This is a genomic window from Dryocola clanedunensis subsp. sulfonylureivorans (assembly GCF_016756775.1).
GTDB lineage: Bacteria > Pseudomonadota > Gammaproteobacteria > Enterobacterales > Enterobacteriaceae > Dryocola > Dryocola clanedunensis.
Map to the genome: position 1 here is coordinate 121,963 of NZ_JAERMU010000001.1, position 23,118 is coordinate 145,080.

The 23,118-nt window shown below is 53.8% G+C and carries 24 protein-coding genes; 8 read left to right on the plus strand and 16 right to left on the minus strand.

Going from position 1 to position 23,118, the window contains the following annotated elements:
* Positions 1–8 precede the first annotated feature (8 nt).
* Positions 9–575 carry a manganese efflux pump MntP gene (gene mntP, locus HYQ67_RS00505; RefSeq protein WP_202300644.1) on the plus strand — a complete coding sequence of 189 codons (567 nt, stop codon included), beginning with the start codon at positions 9–11 and terminating at the stop codon, positions 573–575.
* Here the strand turns inward: mntP and rlmA are convergent.
* The 7 genes from rlmA to mgrB all read right to left on the minus strand — a co-directional run bounded on the left by rlmA (position 572) and on the right by mgrB (position 5,872).
* Complete coding sequence (gene rlmA / locus HYQ67_RS00510; RefSeq protein WP_202300646.1) at positions 572–1,384, minus strand: 23S rRNA (guanine(745)-N(1))-methyltransferase; 813 nt, start codon at positions 1,382–1,384, stop codon at positions 572–574. The genes mntP and rlmA overlap by 4 nt on opposite strands.
* An 87-nt stretch (positions 1,385–1,471) precedes the next feature.
* On the minus strand, positions 1,472–3,193 hold the full coding sequence (ftsI, locus tag HYQ67_RS00515) for a peptidoglycan glycosyltransferase FtsI (protein WP_202300648.1): 1,722 nt from the start codon (positions 3,191–3,193) through the stop codon (positions 1,472–1,474).
* 230 nt (positions 3,194–3,423) lie between these two features.
* A complete protein-coding gene (gene cspE / locus HYQ67_RS00520) occupies positions 3,424–3,633 on the minus strand; it encodes a transcription antiterminator/RNA stability regulator CspE (protein ID WP_001062678.1) in 210 nt (69 codons plus the stop codon).
* Positions 3,634–3,645: 12 nt separating this feature from the next.
* On the minus strand, positions 3,646–3,789 hold the full coding sequence (locus tag HYQ67_RS00525; RefSeq protein ID WP_202301054.1) for a DUF2627 domain-containing protein: 144 nt from the start codon (positions 3,787–3,789) through the stop codon (positions 3,646–3,648).
* A gap of 534 nt (positions 3,790–4,323) precedes the next feature.
* A complete protein-coding gene (locus HYQ67_RS00530) occupies positions 4,324–5,328 on the minus strand; it encodes an MBL fold metallo-hydrolase (RefSeq protein WP_202300649.1) in 1,005 nt (334 codons plus the stop codon).
* Between the two features lie 42 nt (positions 5,329–5,370).
* Complete coding sequence (locus HYQ67_RS00535; protein ID WP_202300650.1) at positions 5,371–5,655, minus strand: YebO family protein; 285 nt, start codon at positions 5,653–5,655, stop codon at positions 5,371–5,373.
* A gap of 73 nt (positions 5,656–5,728) precedes the next feature.
* Entirely contained in the window at positions 5,729–5,872 is a 144-nt protein-coding gene (gene mgrB, locus HYQ67_RS00540; protein WP_202300651.1) for a PhoP/PhoQ regulatory lipoprotein MgrB, read from the minus strand.
* A 159-nt stretch (positions 5,873–6,031) separates the two neighbouring features.
* Between mgrB and HYQ67_RS00545 the strand changes: the two genes are divergently transcribed.
* Complete coding sequence (locus HYQ67_RS00545; protein ID WP_202300652.1) at positions 6,032–6,271, plus strand: YobH family protein; 240 nt, start codon at positions 6,032–6,034, stop codon at positions 6,269–6,271.
* A gap of 69 nt (positions 6,272–6,340) precedes the next feature.
* On the opposite strand, the gene kdgR is transcribed toward HYQ67_RS00545, so the two are convergent.
* Entirely contained in the window at positions 6,341–7,132 is a 792-nt protein-coding gene (gene kdgR, locus HYQ67_RS00550) for a DNA-binding transcriptional regulator KdgR (protein ID WP_202300653.1), read from the minus strand.
* A 177-nt stretch (positions 7,133–7,309) separates the two neighbouring features.
* Between kdgR and HYQ67_RS00555 the strand changes: the two genes are divergently transcribed.
* A complete protein-coding gene (locus tag HYQ67_RS00555) occupies positions 7,310–8,683 on the plus strand; it encodes an MFS transporter (RefSeq protein WP_202300654.1) in 1,374 nt (457 codons plus the stop codon).
* Positions 8,684–8,888: 205 nt separating this feature from the next.
* Here the strand turns inward: HYQ67_RS00555 and htpX are convergent, their stop codons facing one another.
* The 4 genes from htpX to HYQ67_RS00575 form a co-directional block, all read right to left on the minus strand.
* A complete protein-coding gene (gene htpX, locus HYQ67_RS00560) occupies positions 8,889–9,770 on the minus strand; it encodes a protease HtpX (protein ID WP_202300655.1) in 882 nt (293 codons plus the stop codon).
* A 194-nt stretch (positions 9,771–9,964) separates the two neighbouring features.
* Positions 9,965–12,013 (minus strand): carboxy terminal-processing peptidase, encoded by a 2,049-nt coding sequence (gene prc, locus HYQ67_RS00565; protein ID WP_202300656.1) that lies wholly within the window; start codon positions 12,011–12,013, stop codon positions 9,965–9,967.
* A gap of 19 nt (positions 12,014–12,032) precedes the next feature.
* Positions 12,033–12,719, minus strand: a complete 687-nt coding sequence (gene proQ / locus HYQ67_RS00570; RefSeq protein WP_202300657.1) for an RNA chaperone ProQ — start codon at positions 12,717–12,719, stop codon at positions 12,033–12,035.
* A gap of 104 nt (positions 12,720–12,823) precedes the next feature.
* Entirely contained in the window at positions 12,824–13,312 is a 489-nt protein-coding gene (locus HYQ67_RS00575) for a GAF domain-containing protein (protein WP_202300658.1), read from the minus strand.
* A 168-nt stretch (positions 13,313–13,480) separates the two neighbouring features.
* Between HYQ67_RS00575 and yebS the strand changes: the two genes are divergently transcribed.
* The 5 genes from yebS (at position 13,481) to HYQ67_RS00600 (ending at position 19,661) form a co-directional block, all read left to right on the plus strand.
* Positions 13,481–14,725: a membrane integrity lipid transport subunit YebS gene (gene yebS, locus HYQ67_RS00580; RefSeq protein ID WP_202300659.1), complete on the plus strand. Its 1,245-nt coding sequence runs from the start codon at positions 13,481–13,483 to the stop codon at positions 14,723–14,725.
* Entirely contained in the window at positions 14,694–17,327 is a 2,634-nt protein-coding gene (locus HYQ67_RS00585) for a PqiB family protein (protein ID WP_202300661.1), read from the plus strand. Before yebS ends, HYQ67_RS00585 begins: the two co-directional genes overlap by 32 nt.
* 258 nt (positions 17,328–17,585) lie before the next feature.
* A complete protein-coding gene (rsmF, locus tag HYQ67_RS00590) occupies positions 17,586–19,028 on the plus strand; it encodes a 16S rRNA (cytosine(1407)-C(5))-methyltransferase RsmF (RefSeq protein WP_202300663.1) in 1,443 nt (480 codons plus the stop codon).
* A 110-nt stretch (positions 19,029–19,138) separates the two neighbouring features.
* Entirely contained in the window at positions 19,139–19,378 is a 240-nt protein-coding gene (locus HYQ67_RS00595) for a YebV family protein (RefSeq protein ID WP_202300664.1), read from the plus strand.
* Positions 19,379–19,469: 91 nt separating this feature from the next.
* Positions 19,470–19,661, plus strand: a complete 192-nt coding sequence (locus HYQ67_RS00600) for a YdfD/YebW family protein (protein WP_202300665.1) — start codon at positions 19,470–19,472, stop codon at positions 19,659–19,661.
* Positions 19,662–19,664: 3 nt separating this feature from the next.
* Here the strand turns inward: HYQ67_RS00600 and HYQ67_RS00605 are convergent, their stop codons facing one another.
* The 4 genes from HYQ67_RS00605 to HYQ67_RS00620 form a co-directional block, all read right to left on the minus strand.
* Complete coding sequence (locus tag HYQ67_RS00605) at positions 19,665–20,309, minus strand: metallophosphoesterase (protein WP_202300666.1); 645 nt, start codon at positions 20,307–20,309, stop codon at positions 19,665–19,667.
* Positions 20,310–20,363: 54 nt separating this feature from the next.
* Complete coding sequence (locus HYQ67_RS00610) at positions 20,364–20,894, minus strand: GNAT family N-acetyltransferase (protein WP_202300667.1); 531 nt, start codon at positions 20,892–20,894, stop codon at positions 20,364–20,366.
* Between the two features lie 177 nt (positions 20,895–21,071).
* Positions 21,072–21,308, minus strand: coding sequence for a hypothetical protein (locus tag HYQ67_RS00615; protein ID WP_237391024.1), 237 nt, complete (start codon positions 21,306–21,308; stop codon positions 21,072–21,074).
* 248 nt (positions 21,309–21,556) lie between these two features.
* Complete coding sequence (locus HYQ67_RS00620) at positions 21,557–23,047, minus strand: SulP family inorganic anion transporter (RefSeq protein WP_202300668.1); 1,491 nt, start codon at positions 23,045–23,047, stop codon at positions 21,557–21,559.
* Positions 23,048–23,118 lie beyond the last annotated feature (71 nt).

Consider the following 23,118-nt stretch of genomic DNA (forward strand, 5'->3'; position numbering starts at 1 on the left):
GCGCTGTCATGAATCTCTCTGCAACTATTCTCCTCGCATTTGGCATGTCGATGGATGCCTTCGCTGCATCAATCGGTAAAGGTGCCTCGCTGCACAAACCTAAGTTCTCTGAAGCGCTCCGCACAGGCCTGATTTTTGGCGTCATTGAAACCATCACCCCGCTGATTGGCTGGTGTCTTGGCCTGTTGGCAAGTCAGGTGGTCCTGGAGTGGAACCATTGGGTAGCCTTTATTCTGCTGGTCTTTCTCGGCGGGAGAATGCTGATAGAAGGCTTCCGGGGAGGAGAGGATGAAGACGCGCCGAAGTTACAGCGTCACGGCTTCTGGCTGCTGGTCACCACGGCGATTGCCACAAGCCTGGATGCCATGGCGGTTGGGGTGGGCCTGGCCTTTCTGAAGGTGAATATCATCGAAACGGCACTGGCCATCGGCTGCGCAACCATGATCATGTCCACCCTGGGGATGATGGTAGGCCGTTTTATCGGCCCGATGCTGGGCAAACGCGCCGAGATCCTCGGCGGGCTTGTGTTGATTGGTATCGGCTGTCAAATCCTCTACAGCCATTTCCATCCCTAAGCGTCATCTTCGCGTCGCCAGACGCGAACGATAAAATCAGTTTCACAGGCAAATGCCGTTTCCGCCTTTAACTGCTGCCAGATCTCCGGCCGGGCGCGCCAGGCGAACGGCGTCATCTGCAACAGCGCCACCGCCTCTTCTCCTTTCAACGTCATTGGCCAGCCGGTCTGCTCCGTCTGAACCGCGGCAAAGCCAGGCAGGGCTTCCACCTCTTCGGAATGCAGCATCACTTCGTCATAAATCAGTCCCTTAAGCTGCATAAGATGACGCGGCCCCGGCGTTGCGGTAACCACAATGCCGCCGGGCTTCACGACACGCGCCAGCTCCTCCGCTTTGCAGGGGGCAAAAATCCGCACTACGGCGTCAAGGCTGTTGTCAGCAAAAGGTAGTCGATGGCTTGAGGCTACGCAGAACTGCACCTGCGGGTAGCGTTTTGCCGCGTAACGAATGGCGACTTTCGACACGTCCAGACCCCAGATGTTCTTCACCTCGCACGGTATAACGTCGGCAAAACCAGCGGTGTAATACCCTTCCCCACAGCCAATATCCAGCAACGCTTCGGGCGCGGCCGCTGCCAGCAGCTGGCAAATCGCGTCACGCAAAGGCTGATAGTGTCCGGCATCCAGAAATGCCCGGCGCGCCTGCATCATTTCACTGCTGTCACCCGGATCTTTTGAACGCTTATGCTGTACGGGCAGCAAATTGACGTAACCCTCTTTCGCTTTATCAAACTGATGCCCCTGCGGGCAGACAAAGCTTTTCTCTTTCAGGGCTAACGGCGAATGGCAAAGTGGGCAAAGGTAGGACATGGTGGCTCCGGGTCACGATTAAGGGCGCAAGTGTAACGCTTACGCCCCGTCGCGAAAAGCGCTCAAGGCGCGGGAGGGATGGCGTTTTTACTTGCTCAGGACCATCAGGTTGGCATCTCCCGGTGCCAGGCCGTCCGGCTTAATGTTTTCCAGACGCAGCACGTCCCCCATGATCTGGCTGAATACAGGAGCCGCTACCGCACCGCCATAGTAGGCACCGTTGGAAGGATTATTCAGGACAACCACCAGTGCAAAACGAGGATTACTCGCCGGGGCAACCCCTGCCGTATAGGCGATGTATTTATTCACGTACTTACCGTCATCACCAATCTTCTTCGCCGTTCCGGTTTTAATCGCCACGCGGTAACCATGCACCGCCGCTTTGATTCCCCCGCCTCCCGGCAGGGCCACGCTTTCCATCATATGTTCAACTTCGTGGGTGATCTCCGAGGACATCACGCGTTTGCCTTCAACCGGTGGATCGACACGGGTGATAGAAAGGGGTCTGGCGATCCCGAAGCTGCCAATAGTCGCGTAAACGTGTGCCAGCTGAAGCGGCGTGACCATCAGACCGTAGCCAAAGGAGAATGTTGCGCGGTCAAGCTGGCCCCAACGCTGGCGGTTTGGCATCAGCCCGCTGCTCTCCCCCGTCAGGCCCAGCCCGGTAGGTGAACCAAAGCCGAAGCCTTTGTAGGTATCGATAAGCGCCTGGATAGGCATTGCCAGCGACAGATGTGAGACACCGGTATCGCTCGATTTTTGCAGGATGCCGGTCAGCGTTAATTGCGGATAATAGCCCACATCGCGGATGCGGTGGCCGTCGATGGTGTAAGGATGGGTATCCACCACGCTGTCCGGGCGCACGATGCCCTTTTTCAACGCCGTCATGATGACCATTGGCTTCACAGTTGAGCCAGGTTCAAAGGTGTCGCTGATTGCACGGTTACGGAAATCATCGAGCGTCGCGCCTTCCCGATTATTAGGGTTGTACGTCGGGCAGCTCGCCATAGCCAGCACCTCGCCGGTGTTGACGTCGATAATAACTGCCGCGCCCGCCTCCGCTTTATTCCATGAGACGGCGTTGCTTAATGCGTCTTCCGTCACCGTCTGGAGGCGTTCATCGATGCTGAGGATAATATTGTGCGCCGGGCTGGCAGGGGTTTCGGTAATATTTTCTATGACGTGCCCATGGCGGTCTTTACGCACCAGACGTTCGCCGGACACGCCGGTGAGCTGGCGGTTAAAGCTTTTTTCAACGCCTTCAATGCCCTGGTCATCGATATTCGTAAAACCAAGCAGATTAGAGGCCACATGACCTGCGGGATAAAAGCGGCGGGACTCTTCCCGGGTCGCGATACCCGGAATGTTCAGCTTATCAATCCATGCGGCCTGCTGCGGATCGAGCTGGCGGGCCAGGTAAATAAAGCGGCTGCGATCGTTTTGATGAATCCGCGCGGCGATTTCACTTAATGGGGTATGAAGCGCGTTGGCCAGCGCCTGCCAGCGGCGATCGACCTGCACCCCGCCCTTTTCCATAATCGTTTTAGGATCGGCCCAGATAGCTTCTACCGGCACGCTAACGGCCAGCGGGCGGCCGTCACGGTCTTCGATCATCCCACGCGGAACGATAATGGATTTCTCGCGCAGGGAGCGCATATCTTCCTGTTTTACCAGATTGTCCGGGGAGATAATCTGCAGCCAGGCCACACGCCCTAATAAGAAGAGCAGGCAGAGCAAAATCGCCAGACAAAGCAGGCCAAATCGCCACTGAATAAAATTGCCCGGCTGCGGCGCACTCTCTTTCCTCACAATCAATCCTTAGCAAAACTTAAGTGATTGAAAATTTAAACAGATATACGCGCATTTTGTGCGGGAACAGTGCTACATCCTTCACAGGATTGCAACAAGAGGCAACACGGAAGGGCTTTTAGTCACACTTTGAAAGAAGTTGACCTTATTTCAACCATTAAAAAGCCCCGCTACCAGAGCGAGGCTTTTAACTCAATTAGGCGTTTCACGCCCGGCCTAATTCAGCAGAATTAGATGGCAGTCACGTTAACTGCAGCAGGGCCTTTCTGGCCGTCCTGGATTTCGAACTCAACGTTCTGGCCTTCAGCCAGAGTTTTGAAGCCGTTACCCTGGATTGCAGAGAAGTGTACGAACACGTCTTTGCTGCCGTCAGCAGGAGTAATGAAGCCAAAACCTTTAGACTCGTTGAACCACTTAACTTGACCTTTAATCTTTGCCATTTTGCAAATTCCTTAGATTGTTTTCTTCGCCCGCAGGCATAACTTAGATAAAACAGAGACGTTACTGCTTAAGGCACTAATATAAGGCTCGGCAGAGAAGCGGTATTCAACGACAACGTGTTTACTCAGGACTTCTTTACTGAAAATGCCACACATAAACAGAACTGTACCTCGTTTGACCCAAAGTGTTATCACATACAACGTAAACAATGGCAAGCCATTTTTAAGCATGTATCGATCCGCTGCACAAATCCGAAAAGTCAGTGATTTGCAGATAAAAAAACAAATACAAACTTTTTGAATAAAACGCTTAGCAAACTCACGTTCACCTCTGCGCCCTTGCCAGCACTGTCTCGATAACTTTTTTACATTAGCTCAAAGACTTCACTTCGTCCAGGCGAAGTCTTAAAAACGCTCCAGCCACCCCATTTTGCTTATGAACAATGATGCATATCTATGCAAAAAATGAGCAATAGAACAGCCATTTTCATCCTTTCAAAGGCTGCCATTTTGGGCCAGCCGGATAAAGAGAATAAAGCTTGAGCAGTCAGGCCATTATATTGCACTAATATAATGAAAGTTTAATGACGGTGCGCCATCCCAGGGCAATAAAAACGTTTCGCTATAATATATCGCCCACTCCCGAAACAGGGGTTTTCAGGAAAAATAAAACAACCTTCGTCAATCGAGTTATTCATGGCGTGATTTAAATAAGGATGAACTTTGTCCAATACGTAACGGCATAAACCGCGCTTCCCCCTCTCCGGCAGCAGATAACGCCGCGCTTAGCTCCTGAGGTGGCATATCTAACGACTCATCCGCCAGCTCAAAGACCCCCCAATGGACGGGGACAGCCAGCGGACGGCCTATCTGCTGCCAGAGCGCGACGGCCTGCTGGGGATCCATATGGTGGGTGCCCATGAACCAACGGGGTGCATAGGCACCAATGGGGATTGCCGCCGCGTCCAGCGGGCCGAGCCGTAACGCAATATCGGCAAGATCGCTGGTATAGCCGGTGTCACCGCTAAACCAGAAGCGAAAATCTGCACATTCAATAATCCAGCCGCACCATAAAGAACGGTTGCGATCCCAGAATGAACGCATGCTCCAGTGCTGAGCGGGAACGGCGGTAAACGCCATGCCTTGCCAGGTCACCGCCTGCCACCAGTCCAGTTCGGTAACCTGCCTGGCTCCTCTTTTCATGAACCATTGCTTAAGGCCCAGCGGGACAAAAAAATGCACCGCAGGAAAGCGGCGGATGATTTGCCGCACCGTTCGGTCATCGAGATGATCGTAGTGATTGTGTGAAATGAACACGGCATCAAGCTGGGGCAGTTCTGCGATGCTGAGGGTCACCGGCGTTTTACGCCGCGGGCCAGCGAAAGAGAGGGGCGAGGCGCGATGGGAGAAAACGGGGTCGGTAAGCAGATATTTGCCCTGTAACCGCAGCAGCAGGCTGGCATGTCCCAACCACCAGAGGCGGTCGTCATCCCCCGAGACGCTGGCTTTTTGCCACCAGCGTTCAGTAAAGGCGGCATACCCTCCGTCTGGCGGGAGAGGCAATCCCTGCGCTTTTCGCTCTTCACGCCAGCGCTTTACATCGCCAGCGTGGCGTTCCAGAGGCTGCAGGTTTCGAAAACCATCGGGCTGATGGTGTGGTTGCAGTGGGTCAAACCAGGGGTTCTTAAACGGCATACAGGTTCCTTAACGACAACGCAGTAACCGCCAGGTAAAGGGTTACCGTTCGGCCACCAGACGAACGAAATCATCCTCTTCGTCATCTTCAGCTGTTAGCACAGTTTCTTTCTTTTCGACTTCCGGCTCATTAGCTTCACACAGACGGCGCAGCAGCGCATTCTGACGCTTTTGCTGATCGAGAAGTTCTTCAAGCAGCGCCACCTGCTCATTCGCACGGCTGCTGGCGCGGTTGACAAAGAACCACAATACCAGCCCCACAACCAGTAAAACCAGAGAGATCGCGAGAGACGCGATATTCAGTACGCCAACGTTCAGTTCGTTCATCTTACCACCTCAACAAAACGCGCTATTCTACACCTGCCCGCAGACAAGGAAATCTCTCTGATGCCGAAAAAAGCTACCAGGGGATAAATTTATTTATCGTGCAGATGCCGCTGAAAAATTGCACATCCTGATCGCACATCACGTTAACCATTTGGGTCCATAATAGCAGGCAGGTGACGACAATCCCCGCAATGATAACCCACCGGTACTTTTTCACTCATTTCTCCCATTCAGCTTCTTACCCCAAGCGTAACACTGTTAACTTAAACCTGACTTAACCGTCCTTGTTTTAGATAATTAGGAATCTTGTCATTGTTTGTTAAGCATAATCCACTAGTCTTAGATGCAGAATACACAGCAAAAAAATGAGGCTCCTATGCGTTTTGTGATCCGCGCGATTATAGTCATTGCGCTTTTGTGGATCGGTTTACTTCTGTCGGGTTATGGCGTGCTGATTGGCAGCAACGAGAATGCGGCAGGTCTGGGTTTACAGTGCAAGTATTTGACGGCACGGGATGTCGTTACCGCACAGTTTGTTCACACTGACAGCGGCATCATCGGCTTAACGAACTGCCCTATTCTGCGTAAGAGTGAAATAGTTGTCGATAACGGGTAATCTCTCCAGCAATAAAAAACGCCGCTTATGCTTAATGCGGCGTTTTTTTATTGCTTAACTACTTAACTATCAGAACGGATAGTCGTGATAACCCATTTGCTTCGAAATGGTACGTGCTGCATTGTGCAGCATCTCGACATACTCGTGCAGACGATCTTCAGAGAAGCGCAGCGTTGGGAATGAGATGCTCAGCCCGGCGATCACCACGCCAAAACGGTCGAACACGGGAACGCCGATACAGCGTAGCCCTTCTTCCTGTTCTTCGTTATCTTCCCCATATCCCTGCTCGCGAACCTGATCCAGCATCGGCATCAGCTCTTCGGTGCTCATAATGGTGCGTTCGGTACTGCGTTTGTACTCCACTTCCGAGAGGATCTCTTTCACTTCCTCCTGGTCGCGCCACGCCAGCAACACTTTGCCAATTGCCGTGCTGTATAGCGGATTACGGCGACCTACGCGCGAATACATGCGCAGGTTGTACATAGAGTCGATTTTGTGGATGTAGACAATGCTGTCTTCATCCAGCGCCCCCAGGTGGATAGTCTCTTTCGTCAGGCGTGACAGCTCACGCATCTGAATATCTGCGCTGCGAATCAAATCAACATTTTGTAGCGCACGTGCGCCCAGCTCAAACAGTTTCAGCGTCAGAGAGTATTTCTCCGACTCCCCTTCCTGGGCAACATATCCCAACGACTTCATCGTTTGTAAAAAGCGATAGACGGTGCTTTTCGACATCATGACGCGCTGCGACAGCTCAGTAATACCGATTTCGCGTTCTTCGCCAAGCGCCTGCAGAATGCCAAAAACTTTCAGGACAGATGAGACAGAATCAGGTTGTTTATCCAGATCTGCGATTGCCATTAATCACCTCGATCGCACTTGTTTTATAAAAATCAGAACTGGTTTTTAGTATAAATTGCGCAACGGACCATCGCAACGTAACAATCCGATTTCGTTACAAATCTGCGACCTGTCGCGGAAATAATGGTGCTAAAATTACAGCTCGCCAAATGACATCGACTAAGTTGTACATTCCCTATGGACAAACCCTTCTCTGATGGGCTGCCAGTGCCCCAGCGTTATGGCGCCATCATCGCCATCGCGCTTGGTATTACCATGGCCGTGCTGGATGGCGCTATCGCCAACGTTGCATTGCCAACCATTGCCCGCGACCTCAGCGCCAGCCCTGCTGAATCGATCTGGGTCGTTAACAGCTATCAGATAGCCATTATCGTTTCGTTGCTCTCCATGTCTTTCCTGGGCGATCTTTTTGGCTACCGGCGGGTCTATCAGTGCGGCCTGGTGCTGTTCTGTATGACCTCACTGTTCTGCGCCACCTCGACTTCGTTGCCGATGTTGACCGTTGCACGTGTGTTGCAGGGCTTTGGAGGGGCTGCATTGATGAGCGTTAACACCGCGCTTATCCGGCTTATCTATCCGCAGCGCTTCCTTGGCCGTGGCATGGGGATTAACTCATTTATCGTCGCGGTCTCTTCTGCCGCGGGGCCAACCGTTGCGGCCGCTATCCTCTCCGTCGCGTCATGGCAGTGGCTCTTTTTAATCAACGTGCCTGTCGGCATCGTGGCGCTGTTCTTTGCGCTGCGCTATCTGCCAGCTAATCAGCAGAAATCCCAGGGCCAGCGGTTTGATATTCCCAGCGCAGTGATGAATGCCTTGACCTTTGGCCTGTTGATTTCGGCCATCAGCGGCTTTTCGCAGGGGCAATCCAGCACGCTGATCCTGAGCGAACTGGCTGCGCTGCTGATTATTGGCTATTTCTTTATCCGCCGTCAGCTTGCCCTGCCGTTCCCAATATTGCCTGTCGACCTGCTACGCATCCCGATTTTTTCACTTTCGATTGGCACATCGGTTTGTTCTTTTGCCGCGCAGATGCTGGCCTTTGTCGCTTTGCCTTTCTTCCTGCAAACCACGCTGGGACGCAGCGAGGTGGAAACCGGGCTGCTGCTGACGCCGTGGCCGCTGGCAACGATGGTCATGGCGCCGCTCGCCGGCTACATGATTGAACGTTTTCATGCAGGATTATTAGGAGGGATTGGTCTTGCGGTGATGGCAGTGGGATTGTTCGCGCTGGCGATGCTGCCGCATAATCCGAGCGATATCGACATTGTCTGGCGAATGATCCTCTGCGGTGCTGGTTTTGGCCTTTTCCAGTCGCCAAATAATCACACCATTATCTCTTCTGCGCCACGTCATCGCAGCGGGGGTGCCAGCGGTATGCTCGGCACTGCACGCCTGCTGGGACAAAGCACCGGAGCCGCACTTGTGGCGCTAATGTTCAACATGTTCCATGAATACGGCACCCATGCGTCCCTGATTCTGGCCGGTAGCTTCGCGACCCTTGCCGCAATCGTCAGCAGCCTGCGGATGTCACAGCCCAGAGTTCAGGCATAAAAAAAGCGAGCCATCCGGCTCGCTTCAGACTAATGACAAATCTAAAGCGAATGCACTTCGCAAAGATCTCACCGAACAAATAACAAGGAAAATCAATTCATTGATTTTCGCCTGCTTATCACAAAGAAGGAAAAACCACGCTTTTTCCTTCTTTGTCAGCAATCTAAAGCGAGCCAACCGGCTCGCTTTTTCACTTCTGCATCGCTTACTTTAGATAATCGCCGTTACGCAGCGCTTCGATACGTTTGTCCAGCGGTGGGTGGGTCATGAACAGCTCGCTCATCGACTTCGCCTTACCGTTGATGCAAAACGCCATCATGCTGCTGGCTTCCTGAGGCTCATAGCTGGTTTTCAGACGCTGCAGCGCAGCAATCATTTTTTCACGGCCCACTAATTTTGCAGAGCCCGCATCGGCGTGGAATTCGCGATGACGCGAGAACCACATAGTAATGATGCTCGCCAGAATGCCGAACACAATTTCCAGTACCGTTGCGACAGCAAAATAGACTAACGGGTTACCGTTGCTGCTCTCGCCTTCGTCACGGTTGCCGGACAGGAAGCCGGAAGCCACCTGCGCGATAATACGGGAGATAAAGATAACGAAAGTGTTCACCACGCCCTGAATCAGCGTCATGGTGACCATATCCCCGTTGGCGACGTGGCTGATTTCGTGAGCGATCACGGCCTCAGCCTCATCGCGACTCATGTTTTGTAATAACCCGGTGCTGACGGCGACCAGCGAAGCATCACGGCGGGCACCTGTCGCAAATGCGTTGATGTCCGGCGCGTGATAAACCGCCACCTGTGGCATGGCGATACCCGCTTGCTGCGACTGGCGGCGAACGGTTTCAAGCAGCCAGCGTTCTGTTTCGTTACGCGGTTGTTCAATCACTTCCCCACCCACCGAGCGCAATGCCATCCATTTCGACATCAGCAGTGAGACGATTGAACCACCAAAGCCAAACAATACGGCCATGATCATCAGTCCGGAAACGCTGCTTGACTGGATCCCCGTCAGGCTTAGCACCAGCCCGAAAACGACCATAACCGCAAGGTTGGTCAGCAGGAAAAGCCCGATACGCATCATAATTTTCTTTTTACCTCGGTTTGCAAAATACGCACTGCGCGTTACCCCACATCGTAGGGGCAAGTCCGCCATTTTCAAGCATTGCGGCTTCACAAGTGATTAATAATACATAACTTTACATTATACAGAGAGAGGGCTGACGTGGCTTGAGAGAGGTAGAAAAATGGGCCCGGTTTAATGGGCCCATTGGGGGATTACCTGGTCGCTGCCGGTTGTTCCGCCGGCTTGTCCTTTTCCATCTTCGAGAGGTCGAGGGCGATGTGAACCGTTTCATCAAGATACGGATCGGGTTCCTGATAATCCTTCGGCAAATCGTCCAGCTTTTTCAGCGGCGCTTTGCCTTCACGCTTATAGCGATCGTTGATGCGTGCCAGCCGCGTCGCATCATCTTCCTGGTTTTCTTTCTCACGCTGAGCGAGATTCAGGGAAACAATGTTGCGCTTCTCTTTCAGGGCATTGAATCGTGCAATGTCCTTTGAGATGTACTGGAATTCAGGATCCACGGCGATGCGGTCCTGGTGCATTTTCAACAGCTGAGGTTCGAACGGTTTCAGATCGCCAGACTTCACATACGTGGCAGCGTTGACGCTGTCCCACGGAAGCGCGTTATCCTCGAACTTCTCACCGGTTTCAGTCTCTTGCGTGCCGGTTGGCATCATGATATCCGGCGTAACACCTTTACGTTGGGTACTGCCGCCGTTAATGCGGTAGAACTTCTGAATGGTGTACTGCACGGAGCCAAGAGCAGGCCATTCCGGGCGCAGCATCTGATCGTAAATACGATTCAGTGAACGATACTGCTGCACGGTGCCTTTACCAAAGGTTGGTTCGCCAACGATCAGCGCACGACCGTAATCCTGCATTGCCGCAGCAAAAATTTCGGATGCTGAAGCGCTGAAGCGATCAACCATGACCACGAGCGGACCTTTGTAATAGACAACGCCATCGGTATCGCTGTCTTCGCGAACTTTACCGTTGTTATCACGAACCTGGACTACCGGGCCGCTTGGGATAAACAGACCCGACAAGGAGACCGCTTCAGTCAGCGCGCCGCCGCCGTTAGAACGCAGATCGATGATCACACTCTTCACGTTCTGTTTTTCCATTTTCTGCAGCTGAACTTTGACGTCATCCGTCAGGCCCACGTAGAAACCAGGAATATCCAGCACGCCAACTTTATCTTTGCCTACGGTTTTTACCGTCAGCTTCACGGCACGATCTTCAAGGCGAATGCGTTCACGCGTTAGCGTGATGGTCCGGGTTTTGGTGCCCTTACCAGCAGGCAGGATCTCAAGGCGCACTTTGCTGCCCTTCGGCCCTTTGATTAACGCAACCACGTCATCTAAACGCCAGCCGATCACATCGACCATGCCTTTACCTGTCTGACCAACGCCAACAATACGATCGCCCACGGTGATCGCTTTGCTTTTCGCAGCCGGGCCGCCCGCGACCATGGAGTTGATCACCGTGTAGTCATCATCCATTTGCAGCACGGCACCGATCCCTTCCAGAGAAAGGCTCATTTCGGTGTTGAACTGCTCGGTATTGCGAGGAGAGAGGTAGTTAGTGTGCGGGTCGATTTCGTGGGCAAAGGCGGTCATGGCCAGAGAGAAGACGTCTTCGCTGTTGCTCTGCGCCAGGCGGCGGATGGCGAACTGATAACGCTTGGTCAGCGTTTCACGAATTTCCTTCTCGTCTTTACCGGTCAGCTTCAGGCTAAGTTCATCGTACTTCACCTTGCCATCCCAGAGTTTGTTTAACTCATCGACGCTGGTCGGCCACGGGGATTTGCTGCGATCGAGATTAAAGGTGTCGTTGCCGGTGAAATCCATCGGCCGCTCTAACACCTTCAGCGCGTACTGGTAACGTTCAAAGCGGCGCTTCTGACCCAGATTGTACAAATCGTAGAAGACATCCAGCTTACCGGAACGGAACTCATCGCCAATCTGACCTTTCTTCGCCGCGTACTGCTCTACGTCGCTGGCAAGCAGCACGTTATGGCTGTAGTCGAGCAAGTTGAGGTAGCGGTCAAAGATTTTTGCCGAGAAGTTTTGATCGAGGTCGAACTGGCGGTAATGCGAGCGAGTAAAGCGCGAGGTTACGCGCTCACTCACCGTTGCGTGCTGAGTTTCTTCCTTAAGGACGGGAATCTGATCGGCACGCGTGATGTTCTCAACGGCAAGCGCGCTGCCTGCAACAAATAGCAGGCTAGCGACGGCCGTAAGCTTAAAGAGTTTGTTCATGCCGGGTCTGGCCTCCGTTTCAGAACGACAAATGTTCTGCGCGTACAATCATAGCCATACCAGAAGTCAGCTGTACACGGACGCCATCTTTGGTAATTTCCAGTACGGTGGCATCCATCGCGTTGTTACCCGCTTTGACTTTAATTGCCTGGCCAACCTGCAGAGCCGTAATATCCGTAACTGGCGTGCGTTTCTCTTCACGCGGCGCAGGTGCAGCCGGTTTTTCAGCGCGTGGTTTACGCTCTGAAGTTTCCTTACGACGTGGAGCCTGAGTCGGACGAGGTTTGCGCTCACGACGAGGTTTGTCTTCGACTGTCTCACCGTTGGCAATGGCGGCTTCACGTTTTTTCGCTTGCTGTTCAGCGCGCTGAGCCTGAACGCGAGCTTTTGCTTCTTCGAGCTGCTTACGGGCATGCTCTACGTGTTGCTCGTCCAGCTCCCCGCAAGGGTTGCCGTCGAGGTCGACGCGAACCGCACCGACTTTGATACCGTACAGGTAGCGCCAGCTTGAAGTATAAAGACGTAACGCGGAGCGAAGCTGAGTCTTACTGAGGCTCATTTCGCCTTCAACACGCGCGACCAGATCCTGGAAGATTCCAATCTTCAGGGGGCGAGCTTCACCTTCAGCACTAAAACACTGTGGGAAACGCTCAGCCAAAAAGGCGATAACTTCTTTGCTGCTATTCAACTTGGGTTGATTTTCCATGAAATTTCCTGATTACAACGGAGTAGCCAATAATCCGCGGGCATGAACAGGCGACATTATAATGACGCTACCGGCAAATGCCACGTTATCCGTCGCTTATCATGCTATCGAGTGAAGAATTTTTTATAATCCGTTGCGGCAAGCAGCTCCGAAAGCTGCAAAACCAGTTTGGACAGGCCTTGTTGGTCTTCCGGGGTAAAACGCCCGTAGTCGGTGCTGTCGATGTCCAGAACCCCGATGACCTCGTCATTCACCACCAGCGGGAAGACAATTTCGGAATTACTTGAGGCATCACAGGCGATGTGGCCGTCAAAGGCGTGCACATCTTCCACCCGCTGTACGTCACCGGTTGAAACCGCTGTGCCGCACACCCCTTTACCGACAGGAATGCGCACGCAAGCGATTTTGCCCTGAAACGGGCCCAGCACCAGCGTATTGGATTCAAGAAGATAGAAGCCTGCCCAGTTCACCGCCTCCAGCCGTTCGAAGAGCAGCGCGCTGGTATTGGCCAGCGTCGCCAAAAAACTTGTTTCACCTGCCATTAATGCACTGAAATCGCGATTTAAATCCGCGTAAAATTGTTCTTTGTTCATTAAATAACCATTTATTGTCTGACTCGCCTGCATAGCATACTAAAATAAGCACTAAATGCGTTGCGCCACAAGGTGTATCATTTTATGAATTACTATAGGCTAAATGAATAATTCATAACTAATTGAGAGGCGACATGCTGCATTGCTCTTCCTGGCCGACGACGAAACATGAAAATACACGCCATTAGTCAGGCTTTGCCGCAGGCACGTTATCAGCGTTGTTCCCAATGCGATACCCTTTTCTCGTTGCCCCAGGTTAAATCCACCCAGAGTGCGTACTGCCCTTGCTGCGATGCCAAAGTGCATCACGGGCGGGACTGGTCGCTGACCCGCTTAGCCGCGATGGCCGTTGCCATGCTGCTACTGATGCCGGTGGCCTTTTCCGAGCCGCTGGTGCGCATCTATTTACTGGGCGCAAAGATCGACGCCAATGTCTTCCAGGGTATCTGGCAGATGACGCACCAGGGCGACCCGATAACGGCCGCCATGGTGCTCTTTTGCGCCGTCGGCGCGCCAGCCACCCTCGTGGCGGCCATTATCTATCTTTATTTCGGCAATAAATTGGGCATGAACTTGCGTCCCGTGTTGCTGATGCTCGATAAACTCAAAGAGTGGGTAATGCTCGATATCTACCTGGTCGGCATTGGCGTGGCGTCCATCAAGGTCAAAGAGTATGCCTTTATGCAGCCAGGGGTAGGCCTTGTCGCATTTGTCGCGCTGGTGGTACTCAGTCTGATGACGATGATTCACCTGAATGTGGAGCAACTCTGGGAACGTTTCTATCCCCAGCGCCCTCCCCGTGTCTGTAACGCTCAGCTTCGCGTTTGCCTTGGCTGCGATTTCACCGGTATTCCGGACAAACGTGGACGCTGTCCGCGCTGTCATGTGCCCCTACGCAATCGCCGTCGGCACAGTTTGCAAAAATCATGGGCTGCGCTTATTGCTTCCATCGTGTTTCTTTTGCCTGCAAACCTGCTGCCAATCTCGATTATTTACGTCAATGGCTCACGTCAGGAAGATACCATCCTGTCCGGGATTATTTCTTTAGCCAGCGGTAATATTCCGGTTGCCATTGTGGTTTTCATCGCCAGTATTCTCGTCCCGTTCACCAAAGTGATTGTGATGCTTACGCTGTTACTCAGCATTCACTTCAAATGCGAGAGGGGTCTGCGAACACGTATTCTTCTGCTGCGCTTTATTACCTGGATTGGCCGCTGGTCAATGCTCGATCTCTTTGTCATTGCACTTACGATGTCATTGGTCAATCGCGATCAGCTGCTGGCATTTACTATGGGACCGGCCGCGTTTTATTTTGGCGCGGCGGTCATTTTGACTATTCTTGCAGTCGAATGGCTGGATAGCCGACTACTTTGGGACGCACATGAGTCAGGAAACGCCCGCTTCGCCGACTGAAGCGCGAATTAAAACTAAACGCCGGATCTCTCCTTTCTGGTTATTGCCGATTATCGCCTTGCTGATTGCGAGCTGGCTTATCTGGACAACGTATCAGGAGCGAGGGACCACTGCGACTATCGATTTTGTGTCGGCAGACGGCATCGTCGCCGGACGCACCCCCGTGCGCTTCCAGGGTGTGGAAGTGGGCACCGTGCAAAGCATCAGTCTGGGAAAGAACCTCAATAAAATTGAGGTCAAAGTCAGCATCAAAAGCGACATGAAAGATGCGCTGCGTGACCAAACTCAGTTCTGGCTGGTTACCCCTAGAGCTTCACTGGCCGGCGTTTCCGGCCTTGATGCGCTGGTCGGCGGTAACTACATCGGCATGATGCCGGGGAAAGGCGAACCCAAAAAACATTTCACCGCGCTGGACACCCAGCCGAAATACCGCCTGAACAACGGCGAGCTGATGATCCACCTGCACGCTCCTGACCTTGGCTCACTCAACAGCGGATCGCTGGTCTACTTCCGTAAAATTCCGGTTGGCCGAGTCTATGACTACACCATCAATCAGAACAAACAGGGCGTGACCATTGACGTACTGATTGACCGCCGCTTCGCAAACCTGGTGAAAAAAGGCAGCCGTTTCTGGAATGTCTCAGGGGTGAAAACTGACATCAGCCTCAGCGGGGCGCACGTGCAGCTTGAAAGCCTTGCCGCACTGGTCAACGGCGCCATTGCGTTCGACTCCCCGGACAAATCGGCTCAGGCGAAAGCTGACGACGAATTTGGCCTCTACGAAGACCTGGCGCACAGCCAGCGAGGCGTGCTGGTGAAACTGGATCTGCCCGACGGTGCCGGACTGAAAGCTGACTCCACGCCGCTCATGTATCAGGGGCTTGAAGTGGGGACGCTGACCAGGCTGGATCTGAATCCTGGCGGCGCGGTCACGGGGGAAATGACCGTAGACCCAGGCGTGGTTAACCTACTGCGAACTGGTACGCGAATTGAACTGCGCAGCCCGAAAGTGTCACTCAGCAACCCTAATATCAGCAGTCTGCTGACGGGTAAAACCTTCGAGCTGGTGCCCGGTGAGGGTGAGCCACAAAACCACTTTGTGATCCTGCCAAGTGACAAAACGCCGTTGCAGCAGCCTGATGTGCTTACCCTGACGCTGACCGCACCGGAGAGCTACGGCATTGACGCGGGCCAGCCCGTGATCCTCCACGGCATCCAGATAGGTCAGGTGCTGGAACGCTCGCTGAGTAAAAAAGGCGTCAGCTTCGCGGTGGCCATTGAGCCGCAATATCGTCACCTGCTACAGGGTGACAGCAAGTTTGTGGTCAACAGCCGTCTTGACGTGAAGTTAGGCATGGACGGCGTCGAGTTTCTCGGGGCCAGCGCCGGAGAGTGGCTAAGCGGCGGCATTCGCGTACTGCCGGGCGAAAAAGGAGCGATGAAATCCACCTACCCGCTTTACGCCAATCTGGAAAAGGCGGTTGAAAATAGCCTCAGCGATTTGCCAACAACAACGCTGACGCTAACCGCCGCAAGCCTGCCGGATATTCAGACGGGTTCCGTAGTGCTTTACCGCAAGTTCCAGGTGGGTGAAATCATCACCGTACGACCAAAGAGCAACAGCTTTGATATCGACGTGCATATTAAACCTGAGTTCCGTCATCTGCTGACCGCCAACAGCGTTTTCTGGGCCGAAGGCGGCGCTCGCGTTCAGCTTAACGGTAACGGGTTGACCGTGCAGGCCTCCCCGCTCTCCCGGGCGCTGAAAGGGGCAATCAGTTTTGATAATCTTAGCGGTGCTGGTGCAGGCCTGACGAAAGCAGATAAACGCGTTCTCTATGCTTCCGAAACGGCCGCCCGTGCGGTTGGTAGCCAGATAACCTTACACACCTTCGATGCGAACAAGCTCTCTGCAGGTATGCCAATTCGCTATCTGGGGATTGATATTGGCCAGCTGGAAACGATTAACCTCACCGCGTCACGCAGCGAGGTAGAAGCAAAAGCCGTTCTCTATCCAGAGTATGTTAAGACATTTGCGCGCGGTGGCACCCGGTTCTCCGTTGTCACGCCGAAGATTTCCGCGGCGGGCATCGACAATCTGGATACTATTTTGCAGCCCTACATCAACGTGGAGCCAGGCCGGGGGTCTGCTCGCCGGGACTTTGAGCTACAGGAAGCCACGATTACCGATTCGCGTTATTCCGACGGCCTGAACATCGTACTTGAAGTGCCTGAAGCAGGTTCATTAAGCATCGGCACGCCGGTTCTGTTCCGTGGTGTCGAAGTCGGTACGGTCACCGGGCTGACGCTGGGTAACTTATCCGATCGCGTCATGGTAGGTCTGCGAATCAGTAAACGCTTCCAGCATCTTGTGCGGGACAGCTCGGTGTTCTGGCTGGCTTCGGGCTACAGCCTCGATTTCGGGCTGACCGGTGGCGTAGTCAAAACGGGAACCTTCAAACAGTTCATCCGCGGCGGCGTCGCCTTCGCCACGCCGCCTGGCACGCCGCTGGCACCTAAAGCAGGGACTGGTAAACACTTCCTGCTGTTGGAAAGTGAACCAAAAGAGTGGCGTCAATGGGGCACCGCCCTGCCGCGCTAAGCAATCACTGGCCCCGGTATTGACCGGGGCCGTAGATTACTGACAAAGAAGGAAAAAGCGTGGTTTTTCCTTCTTTGTGGTAAGCAGGCGAAAATCAATGAATTGATTTTCCTTATTATTTATTCGGTGAGATCTTTTCGAATTCCATTCGGTTTGGGTTTGTCATCCGTTTGAGGCCCCGGTCAATACCGGGGCCGGTCCGCTGAGCCGCATTTTTATGCTACACTGCGCGCCTTATTTTTCTCTGGAACTCCCTTCGTGGCTCAATCTCACTCCGCTTTCCTCCCGCAGGCTTTTCTTGACGTAATACGTGATGCGCTACCGGCTAATCTCACGCTTGAAGATTTCATCGAGTACAGCCGGCGTCCGCTGCGCCGTAGCCTGCGCGTCAATACCCTGAAGATTTCGGTTGCCGATTTTCTTGCGCTGGTCGAACCGTATAACTGGCAGCTGACGCCGATTCCATGGTGTGCGGAAGGATTCTGGATTGAACGAGAGGACGAAGACAGCCTGCCTCTTGGCAGCACCGCCGAACATCTGAGCGGCATGTTTTATATTCAGGAGGCGAGTTCCATGCTGCCCGTGACGGCCCTGTTCGCCGACGGCCGTGAACCACAGCGCATTATGGATGTTGCCGCAGCCCCTGGCTCTAAGACCACACAAATCGCGGCACGGATGGGTAACCAGGGGGCGATCCTTGCTAACGAATACTCCGCCAGCCGGGTGAAAGTGCTGCATGCCAATATCAGCCGCTGCGGCATCAGCAATGTTGCCCTGACCCATTTTGATGGCCGGGTATTTGGGGCGGCGCTCCCGGAGTGCTTTGATGCCATTCTGCTGGATGCTCCCTGCTCTGGCGAAGGCGTGGTACGTAAAGATCCCGACGCGCTGCGTAACTGGACGCCAGAAAGCACTTCCGGCATCGCCAATACCCAGCGCGAGCTCATCGCCAGCGCATTTCACGCCCTCAAACCAGGCGGCACGCTGATCTACTCCACCTGTACGTTGAACCGTGAAGAGAATCAGCAAATCTGCCAGTGGCTGCTTGATGAGTGGCCGGAGGCGGTGGAAATTGAGCCTTTAAACGATCTCTTCCCGGAGGCCGATAAGGCGATTACGCCAGAAGGCTTCCTGCATGTTTTCCCGCAAATTTATGACTGCGAAGGATTTTTCGTCGCTCGCCTGCGTAAAACGGCTTCTGTCGAACCGCTTCCCGCGCCGGGTTACAAAGTGGGCAAGTTCCCGTTTGCTCCGCTGCATGGCCGCCAGGCCGCCGATGTGATCGCCTCCGCCGCGAAGGTGGGTATCCGCTGGGGCGATAATCTCAAACTGTGGCAGCGTGATAAAGAAGTCTGGCTGTTCCCTGAGGAGATTATTCCGCTGTTTGGCAAAGTCCGCTTCTCCCGCATTGGTCTGCGCCTGGCTGAACAGTACAACAAGGGATACCGCTGGCAGCACGAAGCGGTGATCTCTCTTGTCAGTGGCGATTCACCGTTGGCCTTCGCTCTGACGGAGCAGGAAGCAGACGAGTGGTATCACGGACGTGACGTTTATCCGGAGTCTTCACCGGGCAGCGATGACGTTGTGGTGACTTATCAGGGCCAACCTGTTGGTCTGGCAAAAAAAATAGGATCGCGCCTGAAAAATAGCTATCCGCGCGAGCTGGTGCGTGATGGCAAGCTGTTTGCCGGCAGCCGTTAATTTGCCTGAAAAGGAGCGCTTTTTTGTTGGCACTTTTTGCACGTTTGACTACGCTCAAGACTGGGCGATTAAACTGGTCATACCACACTAAGTGCACAAAGGAGAGCGAGATGACGAAGACAAACGTACGAATAGGCATCTTCGAGATCGACGATGCCGAACTGCAAGGCGAGCAGCAAGGGGAACGAACGTTAACCATTCCCTGTAAATCCGACCCTGACCTGTGCATGCAGCTAGATGCCTGGGATGATGAAACCAGCATTCCTGCCGTTCTCGACGGCGAACACTCCGTGCTATACCGCCAGCGTTACGATCAGCAGTCCGATGCCTGGGTCATGCGTCTTGCCTGACCCAAGATGAACCCGTCGCGCAGACGGGTTATTTCCCCCTTTCCGCCATATCCCCTACAATAGAACTAAACGGAGCGGTTAAGAGGCGCTAATGTTTGCTTTGGTTTTATTTGTTTGTTACCTGGACGGTGGCTGTGACGATATCGTGATTGACGTGTTTAATACCGAGCAGCAGTGCCTCTCGGCTATGGATGAACAGCGGATGCGTCACGGAGGGTGTTACCCGGTGGAAGAGTTTATCGACAGCTTCTGGCGTCCGGCGCAGGAGTACAGCGATCTGTAACGCTTACTGCACCTGGACCAGCGTCAGCCTGTTGCCGAATACCGCCCCGGTATCGATATAGTGCTGGTTGTGGTAGTGCGCGGCTTCTTTTAGCGGTGTATGTCCGAAATAAAACTCATCGGCCCCGGTGATGTTCTCCCCCTTCCCCTGCATATGGCGATTCAGCCGCTCGCGGCTCCACACCAGGCGATGCTTATCCACCTGCTTATTCCATGCGTAATGGGACGAAGGGTAATCCGCATGGGCAACAACCAGCGTTTTCCTCCCGGTATGCAGCTCAATAATGAGCGGCAGCTCGCTGCAATGGCGCAGCCTCTCACTCACCCTTGCCTGACATGGTTCAGATAGCCCGCGAAACCAGTCTCCTCCGTTCATCACCCACAGCATTCTGTCGCCCTGCTCTAAAGCGTCTACCGCCATCTCTTCGTGATTACCACGTACAGCTCTGAACCAGCGCTTGTCCAGCAATGCCAGGCAGCCGGGGCTGTCCGGGCCGCGATCGATAACGTCGCCCACAGAGATAATCAGATCCTGCCAGGGGTCGAAATGATGGGCCTTCAGCTGCGTGACCATTTTCGACAGGCACCCGTGCAGGTCGCCCACAATGTAGATATGCCGCCATCCGTCACCGTCGATACGCTGATACATATGGCCTCCTTCAGCCCGTACCTGATTAACAAGTATAGGCCAGAGGGTTCAACGCTATCTGGCAGGCCTGCGGACAAACATACGCACCTGTTTACCGTGGTAGCTCACAAGGTGCTGAAACCGAAAGCCCGAACTCTCAGCAAGATGGATAGAGCGATGATTATCGTCATCAATAATGCAGCAGACCGGGCCGTCAAACGCGCTGTCCGCCCACTTGAGAATAGCGGCCAGCGCTTCCTTTGCGTATCCCTTCCCGTGTACGGCAGGAATTAAAGACCAGCCGGCCTCCGGGTATTCCAGCGCGGGAGTAAGATCGCGATGGGCGTCCTGAAAGCCGAACGAGCCGATATAGCGCCCCGTCGCTTTCTCAAATATGGCCCAGTAGCCGTAACCGAATGCGTGCCAGTGGCCGATATAACGGAGCAAACGTCCCCATGTCAACTCTGCGCTTTGCGGCATACCGCTGCCGATAAACTTCACCATCTCCGGGTCGGCCCAGCAGGCGGCCAGTGCATCAAAATCACCCGGCGTTATCTGACGCAGCGTCAGCCGCTGGGTTTCTATATCTGGTGCTTCGGTGATCATTTTCATTCCCCATTTATTATTATGAGTCCTGCAAGCGTGACAGCATGCTGACCCTGCAGGCGTAGATAATCGCGCACAACAGCAGGCTGAGCAACGCGGTGGAGATAAATACCCCTGCGCCGGTCAAGGCCAGCATCACGCCGCCAATCAGCGGCCCAATCGCAATGCCAAGCGTCGTCAGCGTAGAGGCACCAGGATAGGCACCGCGATGCTGGTCATTGCCAGGCCGATAGCAATCGGTGACATATGGTAATTTTGCGTCATGATCACGGCGATAAACGGCCATGCCATGAAATAGTTAAAGCGAATGACAAGCGTAAAAAAGAGCAGCGCGTGAACGGTTGCCGGGAAGGTTTTTAACGTCTGGAACAAGCTCGCTTGCGCAAAAGTCTCGGCGACGGGTTTTGTCGTCATACATCGTCCTGTTCATTATTGTCATCAAGATGCGGGGCCGCCCTGAAAAGTAAGCGGTTAAATAGTAATAAGTTTATTCCGCCGCAGCCGCAACGATAATGTTAAAGAAATGTTTAATTCGCCAGCTTATGATTTGAACACTGTCGACGGCAGAGATTTATAGGGAAAAGTGTGATGCAGACCCCAAAGGGCGGTGATAAACACTGGAGATGCCAGCACCCCATTGCGGAATGCTGGCCGTTAGAGAGTTACAGCTTGCCGGTGAGCCGTTCGTGGAAGTCCGCGCTGCGAATATCCAGCCCAACGATCTCAACTTTGGCATCATAACGCTGGTAACGCGTTTCGATAGCGTCCAGTACCGCCACGGTTGACGCATCCCATATTTGCGCATGGGACAGATCGATAACCACCTTCTGCGGGTCATCTGCGTAGTGGAAATGTTCAAACAGATCGTTACTGCTGGCGAAGAACAGCGGCCCGGTGACCGTATAGCGGACAGACTGTCCGTCAACGGCAAGCTGACGATCCGCTCGCACGACGTGCGCAATACGGCGGGCAAAAAGCATCATGGCGAAAATCACGCCGCCTAACACGCCCATAGCCAGATTGCCGGTGTAAACGGTTACGGCGACGGTGACAATCATCACCAGCGTCTCCGGAACAGGCATGCGTCTGAGCGTCGCAGGCTTGACGCTATGCCAGTTGAGCGTTTTCACCGCCACAATCATCATAATGCCCGCCAGAACCACCATCGGGATTTTCGCCATCATATTGCTTAGTCCGGTCACCAGCAGCAGCAGAACCAGGCCGGCCGCCAGGGTCGATACTCTTGTGCGGCCCCTGCCGAGTTCAACGTTAACAATCGTCTGCCCAATCATCGCACAGCCGGCAATCCCACCGTAGAAACCAGCAAAAATGTTAGCCACGCCCAGGCCCCAGCATTCACGACGCTTGCTTGAAGGCGTATCGGTCAGCTCATCCACCAGCTTCGCGGTCAGTAAAGACTCCATCAGGCCAACGAAAGCGATGCTCAGCGCGCAGGGCCAGATGATACGCAACGTCTCCAGATTTGCGGGCACCAGCAGTTCGGTCAGCCCAGGCAGACCTGCTTTCATCGGGCCGGTATCGCCAACGGTCGGCGTGTTCCAGCCCATCGCGACACTCGCCACGGTGATGACCACAATGGCCACCAGCGGCGACGGAACGGTTTTCAGGACGCGTGGAAGTAGCAGAACAATGGCAAGGGTCGCCGCAAATAATCCCCAGACCAGCGGGTTATTTCCCCAGACGTGAGGTACCTGGGCAAAGAAAATCAGGATCCCCAGCGCGTTGACAAATCCCGTCATCACCGACAACGGAATGTAACGCATCATCCGCGCAAGGCCAGTGACGCCGAACAGAATCTGGATAAGCCCCGCCAGCACAACGGCGGGTAAAATATATCCTACGCCGTATTGATGAACCATCGGCCCGATGACTAACGCAACTGAGCCCGCCGCTGCGGTCACCATGGCCGGGCGGCCGCCTAATACCGACATCGCAAGGCAAAGCACAATGGATGCCACCAGGCTGACTTTAGGATCGACCCCGGCAATAACGGAAAAAGAGATAACTTCCGGGATCAGCGCCAGGGCGGTAATCACCCCCGCCAGGGTCTCGCGCACAAGCAGGCGCGGAGAACGTAGGACATACCTGAGGGAGTTTTCCCTGGCATGTATCTGTGTTTGAGTGATTGTCATAGATTCGTCTTTGCAGGTTTATTATTTTATGACCGCGCCGTCAGGGCGGTTGTGGCCAGGCCGGGCGTGAT